This is a genomic window from Nitrospirota bacterium (genome assembly GCA_040757335.1).
GTDB lineage: Bacteria > Nitrospirota > Nitrospiria > 2-01-FULL-66-17 > 2-01-FULL-66-17 > JBFLXB01.
In genome coordinates, this window is the sequence record JBFLXB010000007.1 from 97,932 (window position 1) to 113,222 (window position 15,291).

The following is a 15,291-nucleotide window of genomic DNA, read 5'->3' on the forward strand; positions in this document are numbered from 1 at the left end:
CCGCGCCGGAGGGATCGTGAAACATCAATGCGCAGCTTCTCGCGGCTTGTGATTCCCCGCGCGCAGCCGCTATAATTTCGCCACACCAGGAACCGGCTCCCGCGCGTGACCGTTCGATTCAAACTCAAAGAAGGCCTCGATACCGCAGCGCTGTTTGGGACGTTCGATCAACACCTGAAGGACGTTGAGGACGCGTTCGGCGTCACGATCCGGGCGCGCGGCGACGAGGTGCGGATCGACGGCGAGCCGCACGCGGCACGGCGTGCGGAGCGGCTGCTGGCGAAGCTGACGACCCGCCTGCAGGAGCGCCCCGACCTGCAGCCCGACGACATCGCGGGGATGATCCGTTCGGCCCGCGGACACCTGGACGATGCATGGGAGGCGGGTTCCCCCGAGACGGTGCTGCGGACCAATAAGCGGCTGCTCACGCCGAAATCTCCCCACCAACGAGACTACCTGGAGGCGCTCAAGACCTCGGACATCGTGGTGGGCATCGGTCCGGCCGGAACAGGTAAAACGTATCTCGCGATCGGCATGGCGGTCGCGGCCCTCGCGCGGCGAGAGGTGAGCCGCATCGTGCTGACGCGCCCCGCGGTCGAGGCCGGAGAAAAGCTCGGATTTCTCCCGGGGGACATGTACGCCAAGGTCAATCCGTATCTGCGGCCGATGTACGACGCCCTGTACGACATGATGGATCTCGACCACGCCAACCGTCTGGTCGAACGCGGCGAAATAGAGATCGCGCCGCTCGCCTACATGCGCGGCCGCACCTTGAACGACGCGTTCATCATCTTGGACGAGGCCCAGAACGTCACGCCCGAGCAGATGAAGATGTTCCTGACCCGGATGGGATTTCGCTCCAAAGTCGTGATTACCGGCGACATCACGCAAGTAGACCTGCCGGCGCACAGCCCCTCGGGCTTGATTGAGATTCAGTCCGTAGTCCGCGACATTCCCGGCATCCGCTTCGTGTATTTCGACGAGAGCGACGTGGTCCGCCACCGGCTGGTCCAGGAAATCATCAAAGCCTACGAACGTTACGAGGGCAAGCGACCCTCCCGCCGCAGACGGTGACGCCGGCCCGGCGAATGCCGATTTCTCCGCGATGATCCAGGTCTCGGTCGCCAACCGCCAGCAGTCGGTCAAGCTGAGCAACACCCGCGTCAAACGGAAGGCGCGTCAAGTCCTGCTCGAGATGGGATTCGTGAAGGCCGAACTGAGCCTGGTGTTCGTGGATGACGGAGAGATGCGGCTGCTGAACGCCACCTACCGCCGTCTGAACGAACCCACCGACGTGCTCGCCTTTGCCATGAGCGAAGGCCGCTTCGGCGGCATCAACCCGCACGTGTTGGGCGACGTGGTGATCTCGGCCGAGACCGCCGCGTTTCGCGCCAAGGAGGAGGGCCGCGAGCTGGATGATGAGCTGGACGCGTTGCTCGTCCACGGCATCCTGCATCTGATCGGTTACGACCACGAACGCTCGCCCGCAGACGCCCGTCTCATGCGCGCCAAAGAGCGGAGCCTCCTCCACTCGCTCGGGGCGCGCGCGTAACGCATGGCCGTGTATCGGATGGTCGCGTAGCCGATGGCAGTCTGGGACCGCATCGTCGCCGGGTTGGCCAAGACCCGGCGCGCGTTGGCCGACGGGTTTCACGGCGCGTTGGGCGCATCCCCGCGTGGTCGGGTGGTCTCGTTCGAGGATCTCGAGGCGGCGCTGATCCAGGCCGACATCGGGGTACGGACCACCGAACGCCTCTTGACCGAACTCAAGCGCAGCGGGGATCACGAGGAGGGCGCGGTTCGCAAGCGGCTGCGGGAGGTGATCGCGGCAACGCTTCGCCCGGCGGTCGACACTCAGCCGCAGACTGCTCGCCCCCTGGTGGTGCTGGCGGTGGGCGTGAACGGGGTGGGCAAGACCACCACGGTCGCTAAGCTCGCGGCGCGGGCGCGGAGCGAGGGCCGATCGGTGCTGCTCGCGGCGTGCGACACGTTCCGCGCCGCGGCAATCGAGCAATTGCGTGTCTGGGGCGACCGGCTCGGGGTCGACGTCGTTCACCAGCAGCCGGGTTCTGACCCCGCGGCGGTGGCGTTCGACGCAGTCACGGCTGCGAAGGCGCGAGGCATCGACGTGGTGTTCATCGACAGCGCGGGACGATTGCACACCAAACATTCGCTGATGGACGAGCTGGCCAAAGTCAAACGCGTGATCGCCAAGGCTGAACCCGGCGCGCCCCACGAAATCCTGCTGGTGCTCGACGCGACCGTGGGACAAAACGGTCTGTCCCAGGCGCGCGCGTTCCACGCGGCACTGGGCGTGACCGGCGTCGTGGTGACCAAAGTGGATGGAACATCCAAAGGCGGGATCGTGCTGTCGGTGGTCGAGGAACTGGGCGTGCCGGTGAAGTGGCTGGGGCTCGGCGAGAGCGCGGACGCCCTGGTCCCGTTCGACGCCGACGCGTTCGCCGAAGGCCTGGTGGGCGCGACCGCCTCATCCGCCGGGCCTTTGGGTTGAGGTCCGTGACCGTGGTGAGCCTAGGGTCCTATTGGTCGGGTGTTCCATACCGATCGGAAAACGTACGGCGCAACCTCCCCTCTGATTCGGGGTGGAGCCGAAAGAATCCGTCCGGATAGCGCAATCGCGCAGTCATGCGGTCATAAATCTTCCCCTCGTCGTACCGATTGAGCGCTTCGCCGGCGAGGTACTCAAGCCGCAGATTCCTATCGAGATTGGGCTGGTAGTCTTCGAGCCAACCCATCACATCATCGCGTCGGCCGGCATACGCGCGTAATAGATCGACGGACGTTGCGATGTCCACATCCGCCAGCGATCGACGGACCGCCTCATTGCGATCCAACCGGTTCTGCAGCTCGCGTGCGTCGATGACCAACGGCTCGACGTGGCCGAGCAGCGTCACGTCATACCCCTTGAGGTCGATCTCGCTGTTCCAGATACTGCCGTAAGGAAACACCTCGAGAAACGTGCCCACTTGGCTTTTCACGGCTGCCGCGCTGGTTTCGTACAACGGCACCCACTGGGAGATGAACCCGCCCGGATTCAGGTGCGCTCGACCGAGCTGGAAGAATTCTCGGGTATAGAGCGCCGCCGCCCCTTTTGTCCAGGGGTGAATCGGATCCGTCGTGATCAGATCGAACGTGTCCTTCGTGGTCGTGATGTAGTGACGGGCATCGTCGTAGATGAGTTCAGTCCGAGGGTCGTTGAGAACATCGTAGTTTTCGTCTCGAAAATACACCCCCGAGGCCGCGGCAACCGCGGGTTCGATCTCAACGATCACGATGCGTTCGATGCCGGGATACCGCGTGAAGACGCCGGCCGTGATCCCTGCACCGAAGCCCATTATCAACACCGACTTGGGATCGGGGTGCATCAGCGCCGGAAGGTGCCCCAGCATGCGCTGCAACCGCATGTCTTCCGGCCAGGTGGAGGCCTCGGTTTTGCCGTTGATGTGGAAGCTCCGGTATCCCTGTTCCTGGGTCCGCGACACCGCGATGGACGCGTAGCGGCCTTCGCGGGTGTGCAGGTACGCAGCCGGCTCGTTCCAGCGATCAACCTCTCGGCCGAACGCAATCATGCCGGAGTGGTTCTCCGGTATCACGGACCCTGCGATGAAAGTGGTGACGAGAGCCGCTGTTGCGGCCGTTACGCGCCCCGCACCAAGACGCGGCCAGAGCCTCGATGGTTGTGGGCGCGGCTCCGGCGCATGGGATGCGCTCAGCATCAGCGACGCGGCCAGGCCGGCACAGAGCGTCAGCAACACCTGGGCCTGGCGGGTCCCCAGCAGCGCGATGATCACGACGCTGAGCCCCAGCGCACCCAGAATCGCTCCGATGGTGTTGGCCGCATAGAGGTGTCCGACCAATTGGCCGGGATCGCGATGGGTGTGGCCGGCCGCGGCTATGGCGACCGGAAAGCTCGCGCCCCAGAACAGAGTGGCCGGAACAAGCGCCACCGCGACGCGCAGCACATCGTCCATGCCACGCAGGAACCAGCTCTCGGTCGATGCGACGAAGTGAAGGTCGGGGAGGATGGTGGTCATCGCGTAGGCGGCATAGGGAATAGCCAACACCAACATCAATTGGCAACCCACCAGCAGCCGCGCGGGGTTCTTCGAGGTCCTGCAGCCGTACGATCCCAGGGCACCGCCAGCACCGAGTCCGATCAGGAACACCGCCAGGATCACGGAAAAGGTGTAGACCGTGGTTCCCAGTAACAACGACAAGAGCCGCGTCCAGACGACCTGGCAGCCGAGAGCGGTGAGGCCGGACAACCCGATGACCACATGGACCGCCGACAGGGCCTCCCGGGGATGTTGCTCGTCTGCAGAATCCTGGGGCGCGTAAGGAGAACGCGCCGCGAGCCAGTAGGCGGCGAAGGCGATCACGAGGTTCAGGGCCACGGCAACTGCCGATGCGACGTAGACGTCGAAGGTCCTCAGGAGATAAAACCCCGCCAGGGCGGTTCCGATGACCGCGCCGACCATGTTGGCGCTATAGCACAACCCGAGACGTGAAACGCCGATGGACGTCAACCGCATCCACCGCGAGATGGCCGGCAAGGTCGCGCCCATCAGGATCGTGGGCGGCAACAGCAGGAGCGCGCACACCAGGCTACGCAACACGATCCCGCTGGTTCCGTATCCACCTGATGCCACGTACACCTGCGTCACGAACGGCAGGGCCAGCGGGATGGCAACTCCGCACAGCCCGATGCAGCACTCGATCAACGCGTAAACTTTGAGAGGGTGATACCGGACCGCAACGGCCCGGTGATACCACAAACTGCCGATACCCAGCCCGCCCATGAAAGAGCCGAGGAGGATCCCCAGCGAGAGCGTGGAGGAGCCGATGGTAAAGCGCAGCAGATGAAACCAGACGACTTCGTAGATCAAGGCTGCGGCGCCGCTGGCGACAAACAGCGTCAGCAAGAGCAGCAACACCCGGGGGTTGTCCGAAGGCTCGGGTTGCGAGCCGCGAATCAGGGTGAGGCGTGGCGATCGGGGGGACCGGGAGCTGCGGTCCGTGAATACCGGTGAGGCGTTAGGAAGTGCTCCCTGCCGTGAAGCCAACCGTCACCTCTGGCAGGTTGCTGAAAAAGTCCATCCGCGGCGTTCTCGTTCGTCGGAAATCCTCACGTACGACCCAGTACGCTCCGGTTTCCTCCTCACTGCGGCCTTGCGGCTGGAGCTTTTTGAGCAACCTGCGCGTTTGTGCAAGTCTTTCAGCGCCTGCTAGAGCGAGACAACAAGTATAGCTCACGGTTATCAACAGGGAAGTAATCACCGTCAGGCAACCTACCCGCCGCTCAAGGCCTGCACGAGTTGCACCACATCGGTTGGGCGCAAGGGGCGTGTCAGGTCAAAGACCTGCTCGCTGTTGACAAAGAACCGCATGTGCGGCCGCATCCGGTCCTGCTCGTCGATCACCCGGAATCGCAGGCCGGGGTATTGACGGTCGAGATTCGCGAGCAGGGCGGCGAGCGTTTCGCCGGACGCTTCGACCTCGCGCACCGTGGTGTAGGAGAGCAGCGGGCTTGGAATCAACACCTTCATGTGGCGAGCTGCCGACAACTCAACGCAATTCCGCGGTCTCCACTGCGTAGATTTCGGGAAGGTGTTGCGCCACGCGCGTCCACCGACGGCCTTCGTCACGGCTCATCCACAGCTCTCCGCTTGTGGTCCCGAAGTACAGTCCCACGGGATCCTGGGCGTCAGCGGCCATGGCCTGGCGTTTGACCGTCCACCAGGCTTGGCCCTTGGGCAAACCGGAATCAAGACGTTGCCAGCTCTGTCCGCCATTGCGCGTAACATAGGCGGCGGGCTTGCCGTCCGGGCTCGTGCGCGGCCACACGGTCGAGCCGTCCATGGGGAACACCCACGCAGTGTCCGCGTTGCGGGGGTGCACGACCATGGGAAACCCGATGTCTCCGACCTGTTTCGGCATGTTCTTGCCGACGCGCACCCATTCATTGGACGGCCGATCGAGTCGATAAATGCCGCAGTGATTCTGCTGGTACAGCCGGTCCGGGTTGCTCGGACAGAGCCGGACGCAATGGGGGTCGTGAAAGGCGATGTTGGTGGCGTCGAACCCCTCGACCACCTCCATGCCCTTCACCAAAGGCGTAAAGGTTCGTCCGCCGTCGACCGATTCGTGCACGCCGCCACCCGACATGGCGAAATAAAGGTGGGCGGGATCGCGCGGGTCCACGATGATCGAGTGCATCTTCGGTCCATCCGGCGTGCCGTCCTGCACCGTCCCCATCCACGTCCGGTACTGCGGATCGTCGTTGATGTAGGAAAACGGCTCCCACGTGACGCCACCGTCCTCGGACCGGAACAAGCCCTGCGGCGAAGTGCCCGCGTACCACGCGTCCGGCTCGTTCTCATGGCACGGCGTGAGCCAGAACGCATGATCGACGGCGCGCCCGCTTTCGCCATCCCGGGCCTTGTCGAACGCCGGGGGCTTGGCGGCTTCCTTCCACGTCTTGCCGAGATCCGTGGAGCGGAAGACGGTCGGACCAAGGTGACCGGTCTTGGCCGCGGCCAGGAGCGTGCGCCCGTCGCGCGGGTCGAGGACAATGTGATTGATGATGTGGCCGAGAAAGTGCGGTCCGTCGGCCCGCCATGTCCGTCGCGTCGTATCCCCGTGGAACAGCCACGCGCCCTTGCGCGTGGCCGCGAGCACCAGCACGCGGCGCGATGGGCGGGGGCGGGCGGCTCGCTTTACGCGGGCAGTGGGCTTCTGGGTTCGCGTTGCTGACTTCTTGGTCGTGCGCGCCATACGTACTCCTCTCTGTGTGGATGAATCAGTAGCGCCCGTACATCACTCGGGCCAGCGCATCGTCATCTCGGGCAACTAGCTTCGCAGGGGAATGAGCGCGCGCAGCCGCTCATCGCGCAGGTACAGCCCTCCCCAGACCAACACGCCCATCACGATCGCCATCACAAACGGCTCGCCGACTCGCACGTGGGAGGCGGTTGCGCCGCCAAGATAGCCAGTCAGCAAGATCGCCCCGAGCACGGCGGTGCGCGGAATCACGTAGAGCACGACACAGGCGAGCTCGGCGATCCCGATGCCGAGTGCGACGCTGGCAGGATATCCCAGGTGAGCGAACCCCTCGACGACTGGAGCCGGCTTCAATAATTTCATGACGCCGCTAAAGAGCAGTAGCAGGACCGGCAGGGCGGTCATACCCCATCCGGCCCAAAGCACCTTTTTGGAAACGCCAGCGGTTTGCATAAATTGCCCCCTCCATGGTGTTGCGCGCTAGGGTTGAGCGACGCTCGTGACTGCTGAGCCCAAACTCGCGAGCCCCTTTTCGAACTGGCTGCCGACCATTTCATCCATGTCCATGACCAGTCCGAAGGCCTTAGCGATGAAACTGTTCCTGCCATAGAGACTCCACGTCACGGTGGTGTGATCACCGTCGGGCTTGAACGTGAACTCCGCGGTGTTGGTGGCTTTAAAGGGCCTGAGGTATTCGAGCTTGATCCTGATCAAATCGTTGGGACGGCTTTCAGTGATCGTTGCGCGGCCTTCGCCGACTTGGTCATTTCCGGCCCAGGTGGAGACGGCGCCGGTTCCAGCCGGCGCGCCCTCGTACGTCTTTTTCATCGCGGGATCGAGTTTTGCCCACGGGGACCAGGCATCCCAATTGTGGAAATCGTTCACCTGGGCAAAGACGACCGGTGCAGAAGCCGAAATGGTGGCCGTCCGCTCGATGCGGAACTCGGACGGCTGCAAGGCCACCACGATCACCATTACCACAATAATGACCGCGAGCGCGATGAGAATCTTTTTGAGCATGGGATCCTCCTAGCTGAAAGGGCATTGAAGGCGCATTCCCCGCAGCTGCTGTGGGGGGTAAGCGGCAACGTGGAGATCGTGCCTTGCCCTTCCTCCAGTGGTCGCGACTTGTTTAGGCTTGCCCGTAGGCCTTCTCGAGAGCCTTGATGTCGATCTTCTTCATCTGCAGCGTGGCGTTCATGACTCGTTCCGACTTGGCGGGATCAGGATCGCTCAACATCTCGCCCAACACCGACGGATTGATCTGCCAAGACAAGCCGTATTTGTCCTTCAACCAGCCGCAGGGCCCTTCTTCTCCGCCGGCGGAGAGTTTCTTCCAGAGTTCGTCGACCTCTTCCTGGGTCTTGCAGTCCACGGACAGCGAGATGGCTTCGGTGAATTTGAACTGCGGGCCGCCGTTGAGGGCGATGAAGTCTTGCCCCTCGAGCTGAAATGCCACGGTCATCACCGATCCTTGCGGTCGCCCCGAGGCCTTGGCGCCTGCTTCACCATAACGAGCCACCTTGCCGATTTTAGAATGTTTGAAAATCGACACATAGAACTTGGCCGCTTCTTCGGCTTGGTGATCAAACCACAGAAACGGGGTGATTTTCTGCATGTCGTGGTCCTCCTTTTCAGCACTCCGGCATTGCAACCGGACGCACCTCGATCGCCCCGCCCGCCGGCAGCGTCGGGATGCGCGACGCGATCGCAATGGCCTCATCCAGGTCCGCGCATTCGACCAGGTGGTACCCGCCGAGTTGCTCTTTGGTCTCTGCGAAGGGCCCGTCGGTCAACACCGGCTTGCCGTTTTTCATGCGCACGGTCGTGGCTAACCTGGTTGGATGCAGTTGCGCGCCGCCGCGGAAGTTCCCGCTCTTGACCAGGCCCTGGATCACTTCTCCGTACTGCGTCATGATCTCGCCCTTCTGCGCGTCCGACAACTTCTCCCACGCATGCTCCTCGAAACAACACATCAGCATGTACTGCATGGCGTTCTCCTTTGGGATGGCACCCCGGTGCCAAGCGTGTTTCTTGCGTTATGGTCTTTGTGCTTTTGAGCGCCGCCGTTCGCTTGCCGCCACCATGTCCGTGAGGTCCGCGGCCGGGCGAATCTCGAAGGGCCCGCCCCGCACACCCGGGTGTTTCGACATCAATTGGATGGCATGGTTCAAGTCCTCGGCCTCGAGGATCAGAATGCCGCCCAACTGCTCTTTAGTTTCCGCGTACGGGCCGTCGGTAACAGATACTTTCCCGTTCTGAAACCGCAGGGTAGCGGCGTTCTGGGGGGGCTGGAGCGCTTCCCCGCCCGCAAAGTGCCCGTTTTTGCGAAGCACGTCGTCGTACGCGAAACACTCGTCGACAAACGCGTTGATCTCGCGTTCGGACATGTTTTCCCACTTTTTCGGATCCATGTAGCCCAGGCAGATGTATTTCATAGGCCCCTCCGCTTCGGTGTGTGACTCGTGGATCGCCCTGTTCACCCGTTAGTCGTTCGGGGAGCCCTCGAATCGACATCGGGACCACAATCTTTTTTTGCGGTCTCAGTGCGGCAACTCGGCCAACCGTCGCTTGAGGAACCGTTGCTCCGGTTCCTGTTGAGTAAGAGTCAACGCCTGTTGGTAGGCGGCTCGGGCGTCGGTGGTTCGCCCCAATCGCCGACAGAGATCCGCGCGCGCGGCGTGTGCCAGGTGATACTTCACGAGATCGCCGCGCCCGAGGATGGCGTCGATCAGAGCCAGCCCCGCCAGCGGCCCGTCGCGCATGGCCACGGCCACGGCGCGGTTCAACTCCACTACGGGAGACGGATTCACCCGTGCCAGCACGTCGTACCAGGCGACGATCCGGGCCCAATCTGTTGCCGCGGGATTGGGCGCTTGGGCGTGCACCGCCGCGATCGCAGCCTGCAAGGTGTACGGACCGAACCGTCGCGACGAGAGCGCCTGTTCCACCAGCGCCAGGCCCTCTGCGATGTGCTCCTGGTTCCAGAGCGAACGGTCCTGATCATCCAGCAGCACCAGGTCGCCGGTCGGCGTGGTGCGCGCGGCGCGCCGTGACTCGTGCAGCAGCATCAGCGCCAGGAGCCCGACGGCTTCGGGCTCGGGAAGCAACTCGACGAGCAGCCGCCCGAGGCGGATCGCCTCGCCCGACAGATTGTGTCTGGTCAGCGACGCCCCGGACGACGCGGCATACCCCTCGTTGAACACCAAATAAATTACCCGCAGCACCGCGTCGAGCCGATCCGGCAACTCGGACTGGCTCGGCACTTGATACGGGATGCGCGCGTCGCGAATCTTGGCTTTGGCGCGCACGATGCGTTGCGCCAGCGTGGGCGGAGGGGTCAGGAAGGCGTGGGCGATTTCCTCGGTGGTGAGGCCGCACACCTCGCGCAGGGTCAGGGCGATCTGCGCATCGGGCGACAGGGCCGGGTGGCAACAGGTGAAAACCAGCCGCAGGCGGTCGTCTTCAACGCTCTCGTCTTCCCTGTCCGCCGGGTCGGTGATCGTTGGGTCGACCGGCTCCGGGATGTCGTCCAGCGCCTCCAACCGGGCGCGGCGTCGCACGCCGTCGATGGCCTTGAACCGTCCGGTCGAGACCAGCCACGCCCGGGGATTGGCCGGCACGCCGTCAGCCGGCCACTGCTCCAACGCGGTCCGGAACGCCTCGTGCAACGCCTCCTCGGCGAGCTCGAAGTCGCCGAGCAGGCGAATCAGGGTGGCGAGCACGCGGCGCGACTCATCGCGGTAGAGTGCGTCTACCATCTCACGCACGTGCTCCAGGGCCTGCTCGCTCACTCCCGCATATTCTCACTGACCCCGGGCAATTCTCAAGTCGAGTTGGGAACTGGTCGCGCTACAACCAGCGGTTACGTCTGAACCAGACCGCCATGCCCACGCCGATGTGGGCAGGAGAACGCGGGGGGACGAGCCCCAGGACGGTCTCCGCTACGGGACCCAGCCGGGCAACGCGGCCGCCTGCTTCACCCACGTCGTCATCTGCGCCTCGTTGAGATCGTCCTCGTGGAGGTCGATCCAGCGCGCGTCCTTGCCCGTGCCTCCGGGTGGAACGGGTCGCAGCGACGTGCCGCGGAAGAAGGTCACCTTGACGTAGTGGGTGAAGACGTGGAACGACAGGAACCAACCCTGGCCCTCGATGCCGTAGAACGGCGAGTTCCACTTCACGGCCTTGCGCACGTTGGGCACGTTGCGCACGATGAGCGCGTCGAGGCGCTTCCCAATGTCGCGCTTCCAGCCCGGCATCGCGGCGATGTACGCCTGCACCGGGGCGTTGCCGTCGGCCTTGGCGATTTGCGGATTGCCGCCTGAAAGGAGTTTTACCGGCTTGGCCGTCGCGCCTGCCTTCGACGAGGACTTGGACTTCGGAGCGCCGGACCGGAGATTCTTCGCGACCGCGGCCTGGATCAAGGCCTTGAACGCCTGAGCATCGAGCACCTCTCCCTCCCCGATGTCGATGGCGCGACGCGTGTTTCCCTCGAGGCTGGAGTTGAAGAGCCCCCGAGGGTCCTGCAAGGAGGCGCCCCGGGCGAACGTCAGCTTGACCACCTGCTTGTAGGCCTCTCCCGTGCACACGATCCCGGCGTGGGACCAAACGGGCACCCCCAGTGGGTTGCTGGGCTTGATCCATTTGCACTCCTCCAGGATGTCCGGGGCCGCCTCGTGGATAAGACGGCGAACCTCCGCGAGGGTCTCGGCGCGCCAGCCACCCAGAGACCGGATCCGCTCGTCGATGAGACGAGAAGCCGCCGTCTCGGTCGCGCGCTCCGCTTCCGCATCTGGCTTGGCCTTCGCGCCTGCCTTCGGCGGGGACTTGGTGGCCGACTTGCGTGGCTTGCTTGCGCGCGACGTGCCCTTGGCCTTCGGCTCACCTTTCTTTGGTTTTAGCGCCACGGGTTATTCTCCAACTTGGTGTAACGCCCGACGGCCTGGCGATCAGCGGCCGGCGGGGCCGGTCCGCTGCCTTGGCATGTTATGCCGCATCGTTGCCCTCAAGGTTCGCCACCAGTCGCTGGAGAGAAGAAAACAGGGTCAGGGTGACCCCAATTGTTCCCCACGATCTCATTTCTCCACTGGGGATAACGTGTGGGCATCACGGGCCAGGAGCCAGCGGCCGTCGGGCTGTTCGCGGTATACCGTTATACGATGCCCGGCGAGCCGTGTCGCTTCCCCACCGGCGCGCGGGGTCACGGACAACTCGTCCCGGCTCCGCGTGTAGGCGACTTCGCCGACGACCACGACCTCTTCCAACTCGCTGATGCAACGGATCGAAAACTGTTGGTGGGCGGCCGGGAAGTTGGCAAAAAATCCTTCCCGGCCAAACGGCGCTTGGCCCGGATTGAGAAACACGACATCGTCCGCCATCAAGGTGAGTAAGCGGACAAGATCTCCGGAGTTGACGGCATTGATCCAGGTTGAATGCACCTCGCGGATTTCTCCTTCATCAGGTCCCATCTGCGGCCTCCGTCGCCAAACAGCATGATCACGCGGAAATCAGAGTGCTAAGGCTCGTCTCTTCGAGAAGCAGTAAGCCAGCGGTCCGCCTCCGCTGCATGCTGTTGCCAGGCGGCTTGAAGACATATCCTAGGCGCTGATGGGGACGCATCTTAGAAGGACCGTGCCAGAGGAGAAGGTGCGAGTCTCCACCGGCTTGAGCCTGACCCTGTTCTGAATCTGCGAGAACGCTGCCTTGCCGGAACCCAGGAAGATCGGGACATAGTAGAGGCGGTATTCGTCGATCAGGCCGGCGGATGCCAAGGCTGAGGCGAGAAGGAGCCCCCCGACGCCTATGGCCCCGCCGCCGGGCTGCGCTTTGAGTCGTGCGACTTCGGCAACCGCATCCCCTCTTATCAGCCGCGAGTTCCAGTCGACTCTTTCGAGCGTCGATGAGAAGACAAGTTTGGGGACTGGCTTCCAGATCTGAGCGTACTCAACGATGACGGCAGGCGCCGAAGGGTCCTGGTCGGCCGTTGGCCAATATCCAGCCATGAGTTCGTACATGCGGCGACCGTACAGGAGGGTATCGGTCTCGCGCTCAACGTCATTGAAATGCCTGTGGAGCTCCTCATCGGGCACGACCCAGCCGGGGTCTCCGGCCGCAGAGTCGATATAGCCATCGAGTGAGAGGGAGGTCGAGTACACGAGTTTGCGCATATCGTCCACCTTGGGAGGGGAGATCCGTCAGGCTGCCTAACGCCAGAACTAACACCCGCCGGCCTCCGACAAAACGAGCGGAGCGAGTGCGCCCCGCTGGCACCCGGTCGGGTTGAGTGATTTGTTAGGCCTGCACCGGTTTTTTTGTTAAACGCCGTGGCATATGACGGAACATTTTCCTGACCACGCGGGAGAAGAGCAGCAGCGTGTATACAAGCGGCATCAGATACCAGTATTGCTGACGCATAAAACGTCGGAAGAGACGCCTTTCCCAACGCTCCGCAACATCTTCTGGCTCTCTGTGCTCTGGCGCACTGGTCGCGTGAATGTGATGACCGAGTTCGTGGAACAGAGTTTCCGCCAAGGTCACCCTCCGAATGATTGATAGCCGCAGTGCCCATGAGGGCGTGCCTCTGAAGATCTTATCAAGGTGTAGATCTATAGTGGCCGGATGGTTCTGCTGTTCCCGAAAGTAAAGCCCAGCGGTATGGACGAACGCGACCTTTCGGCCGCGCGATGGTGTCTTCGCGCGCCGTTGACCTCGCGTAAAGCCTGTTGTTGCGGTGAGGCGTACGTATCGGAGACCCGTCAGAAAACGCGGCGGAACTGTGGAAAGAAGCACATGAACATCGTTCGGTACGGTCGGGTGGGGCACATTCGAGTCATTCTGCACGACGACTTCTGGAAACACCGATCGGTTGCCTCCGTTGCCTAACGTGAAAACTAACCCGCCGGCCCCCGAGCCAACGAGCGGCCGCGAGCCGCCGCGCTCAGACCGGTCGGGTTGAGTGACGGGTTAGGCAGCATTATGTACGGTCGGCTCCACATCTCCAACACTCGGTAAAGGTTGATCCTATAGTTTCCCCACACCGCACACACTTCCACTTGCTCCCCGATCCGGACGAGGCGTCCTTCGTGTGCTCGTACTCTTCCACAATCGCCTTTGCCCGAGGAAGATCACTGTCTCGCAAGACGCAAACTGTGGGTGGTAAATAGTTTCCGGCACCCTGGTTCGAGACAAGCGTGTTTGGAATACTTTCAGCATCCAATAAGCTCATCACCAGTGCCGCATCGCCTTGGTCGTATGTTCTGTAAACCGGAGTTACAGACATGATGTGGACCGCTGCCTAACGCCAGCGCTAACCGGCGCGCGCTGTTCGCGCGTCCGTGTTCAGCGTCTTGTTGGGCGCGGAGTCAGCTGCGAATCGCTTCGGCATGCAACTTCAATCCCAGAGCCGCGATAACCTTGAGGATGGTGTCGAAGCCGGGGCTGCGCTGGCCGGAAAGCGCTTTGTAGAGACTTTCTCGGGAGAGGCCGGCGTCACGCGCGACCTGTGCCATGCCTTTGGCACGCGCAATATCTCCCAGCGCCTTGGCAATGAAGGCCGCATCGCCGTTCGCTTCTTCCAGGCACGCCTCAAAGTAGGCCGCCATTTCCTTGGGGGTTCTCAGGTGCTCGGCAACATCGTAACGACTGGTCGTAGTTTTTCGCATCGTACACTCCTACAGATTGCGGGCAAGACGTAACGCGGATTCGATATCCCTGGTTTGAGTGCTCTTGTCACCACCTGCCAGGAGAATCACCACCTCACGTCCGCGCTGTGTAAAATACACCCGGTATCCCGGCCCGTAATCGATCCGCAATTCTGAGACACCTTCGCCGACCGGCCTGACATCTCCCGCATTGCCAGCCGCCAGGCGCTCGATCCGGGCTTGAACGCGCGCCCTTGCCCGAATGTCTCGCAGGCGGTCGAGCCACCGGGCGAACACATCGGTCTTGCGAATTTCGATCACGACGGGAAGAGTGTATCCTAGTGGCTACACTTTATCAAATGCTACGAATCGGCACGTCGGAGTGAGCTGCCCAACGTCCCGCATGAGCGGCCGAGCGTAAGCGAGGTCCGGCGACCCAAAGGGGCGCGAACTCGATGCGGTTGTTAGGCGTTTTTAAGCTGTTCGAGCCAATCATTAAACCACTCCAGCGGCATTCTCTCTTTAGAAAAATCTAGTTTCTTCAATTGCTCAAGTGAATAACTATTCGCTAAATACATATCCCATTGAGCATCTACATCTGCGGCAACGCCCGTGGCAACATTTATTGCCTTATCTGTATCTACATCAAACATGGCCATATGAAATCGATCACACCAATGAGCAATGTCTTGATGCGTAAATTGTGACGCATCGGGGTTTGCGCGAGTCAATCCCTTTTTTAGTTGAGATTTGATCACGGCTCCCTGTGGTCTACCTACGCGGCCTGGGTGATCCGCGCCGAATCCGGCTCCGCGAGGCGCACCAAGGCCGCGCGGAGTTGGGGTAATGC

The 15,291-nt window shown here is 62.5% G+C and carries 20 protein-coding genes; 3 read left to right on the forward strand and 17 right to left on the reverse strand.

The genetic code is table 11. The features are described 5' to 3' along the window. The first annotated feature begins 105 nt into the window (after nt 1-105). From AB1451_05885 to ftsY, 3 genes are read left to right on the forward strand one after another with little or no spacing between them, the layout of a single operon-like run. On the forward strand, nt 106-1,074 hold the full coding sequence (locus AB1451_05885) for a PhoH family protein (GenBank protein MEW6682437.1): 969 nt from the start codon (nt 106-108) through the stop codon (nt 1,072-1,074). A 31-nt stretch (nt 1,075-1,105) separates the two neighbouring features. Beyond that, nucleotides 1,106-1,552 carry an rRNA maturation RNase YbeY gene (ybeY, locus tag AB1451_05890; protein ID MEW6682438.1) on the forward strand — a complete coding sequence of 149 codons (447 nt, stop codon included), beginning with the start codon at nt 1,106-1,108 and terminating at the stop codon, nt 1,550-1,552. A gap of 33 nt (nt 1,553-1,585) precedes the next feature. Then, nucleotides 1,586-2,512, forward strand: a complete 927-nt coding sequence (ftsY, locus tag AB1451_05895; protein MEW6682439.1) for a signal recognition particle-docking protein FtsY — start codon at nt 1,586-1,588, stop codon at nt 2,510-2,512. 28 nt (nt 2,513-2,540) lie between these two features. Here the strand turns inward: ftsY and AB1451_05900 are convergent, their stop codons facing one another. The 17 genes from AB1451_05900 to AB1451_05980 all read right to left on the reverse strand — a co-directional run. Then, nucleotides 2,541-4,955 (reverse strand): fused MFS/spermidine synthase, encoded by a 2,415-nt coding sequence (locus AB1451_05900; protein MEW6682440.1) that lies wholly within the window; start codon nt 4,953-4,955, stop codon nt 2,541-2,543. Between the two features lie 354 nt (nt 4,956-5,309). After that, complete coding sequence (locus AB1451_05905; protein MEW6682441.1) at nt 5,310-5,567, reverse strand: MoaD/ThiS family protein; 258 nt, start codon at nt 5,565-5,567, stop codon at nt 5,310-5,312. A gap of 19 nt (nt 5,568-5,586) precedes the next feature. After that, on the reverse strand, nt 5,587-6,795 hold the full coding sequence (locus tag AB1451_05910; protein MEW6682442.1) for a glycosyl hydrolase: 1,209 nt from the start codon (nt 6,793-6,795) through the stop codon (nt 5,587-5,589). A 75-nt stretch (nt 6,796-6,870) separates the two neighbouring features. Next, a complete protein-coding gene (locus tag AB1451_05915) occupies nt 6,871-7,206 on the reverse strand; it encodes a DoxX family protein (GenBank protein MEW6682443.1) in 336 nt (111 codons plus the stop codon). Between the two features lie 75 nt (nt 7,207-7,281). Beyond that, nucleotides 7,282-7,821: an SRPBCC family protein gene (locus AB1451_05920; GenBank protein MEW6682444.1), complete on the reverse strand. Its 540-nt coding sequence runs from the start codon at nt 7,819-7,821 to the stop codon at nt 7,282-7,284. A 112-nt stretch (nt 7,822-7,933) separates the two neighbouring features. Beyond that, complete coding sequence (locus AB1451_05925) at nt 7,934-8,419, reverse strand: VOC family protein (GenBank protein MEW6682445.1); 486 nt, start codon at nt 8,417-8,419, stop codon at nt 7,934-7,936. A gap of 16 nt (nt 8,420-8,435) precedes the next feature. Then, nucleotides 8,436-8,792 (reverse strand): YciI family protein, encoded by a 357-nt coding sequence (locus AB1451_05930; GenBank protein ID MEW6682446.1) that lies wholly within the window; start codon nt 8,790-8,792, stop codon nt 8,436-8,438. A 48-nt stretch (nt 8,793-8,840) separates the two neighbouring features. Further along, nucleotides 8,841-9,239 carry a YciI family protein gene (locus tag AB1451_05935; GenBank protein MEW6682447.1) on the reverse strand — a complete coding sequence of 133 codons (399 nt, stop codon included), beginning with the start codon at nt 9,237-9,239 and terminating at the stop codon, nt 8,841-8,843. A gap of 105 nt (nt 9,240-9,344) precedes the next feature. Continuing rightward, nucleotides 9,345-10,562, reverse strand: coding sequence for an RNA polymerase sigma factor (locus AB1451_05940; protein ID MEW6682448.1), 1,218 nt, complete (start codon nt 10,560-10,562; stop codon nt 9,345-9,347). 183 nt (nt 10,563-10,745) lie between these two features. After that, entirely contained in the window at nt 10,746-11,708 is a 963-nt protein-coding gene (locus AB1451_05945) for a DUF1801 domain-containing protein (GenBank protein ID MEW6682449.1), read from the reverse strand. 168 nt (nt 11,709-11,876) lie between these two features. Further along, entirely contained in the window at nt 11,877-12,269 is a 393-nt protein-coding gene (locus tag AB1451_05950) for an SgcJ/EcaC family oxidoreductase (GenBank protein MEW6682450.1), read from the reverse strand. A 129-nt stretch (nt 12,270-12,398) separates the two neighbouring features. Continuing rightward, a complete protein-coding gene (locus AB1451_05955; protein MEW6682451.1) occupies nt 12,399-12,968 on the reverse strand; it encodes a dihydrofolate reductase family protein in 570 nt (189 codons plus the stop codon). 124 nt (nt 12,969-13,092) lie between these two features. Then, on the reverse strand, nt 13,093-13,332 hold the full coding sequence (locus tag AB1451_05960) for a hypothetical protein (protein ID MEW6682452.1): 240 nt from the start codon (nt 13,330-13,332) through the stop codon (nt 13,093-13,095). Nucleotides 13,333-13,774: 442 nt separating this feature from the next. Beyond that, a complete protein-coding gene (locus AB1451_05965; GenBank protein ID MEW6682453.1) occupies nt 13,775-14,080 on the reverse strand; it encodes a DUF2007 domain-containing protein in 306 nt (101 codons plus the stop codon). Nucleotides 14,081-14,162: 82 nt separating this feature from the next. Beyond that, the gene (locus AB1451_05970; protein ID MEW6682454.1) at nt 14,163-14,462 is read right to left on the reverse strand and encodes an addiction module antidote protein; all 300 of its coding nucleotides are present in this window, start codon (nt 14,460-14,462) and stop codon (nt 14,163-14,165) included. 9 nt (nt 14,463-14,471) lie between these two features. After that, nucleotides 14,472-14,762, reverse strand: a complete 291-nt coding sequence (locus tag AB1451_05975; GenBank protein MEW6682455.1) for a type II toxin-antitoxin system RelE/ParE family toxin — start codon at nt 14,760-14,762, stop codon at nt 14,472-14,474. A 143-nt stretch (nt 14,763-14,905) separates the two neighbouring features. Then, on the reverse strand, nt 14,906-15,291 hold a 386-nt coding region (locus AB1451_05980; protein MEW6682456.1), incomplete at its 5' end, for a hypothetical protein.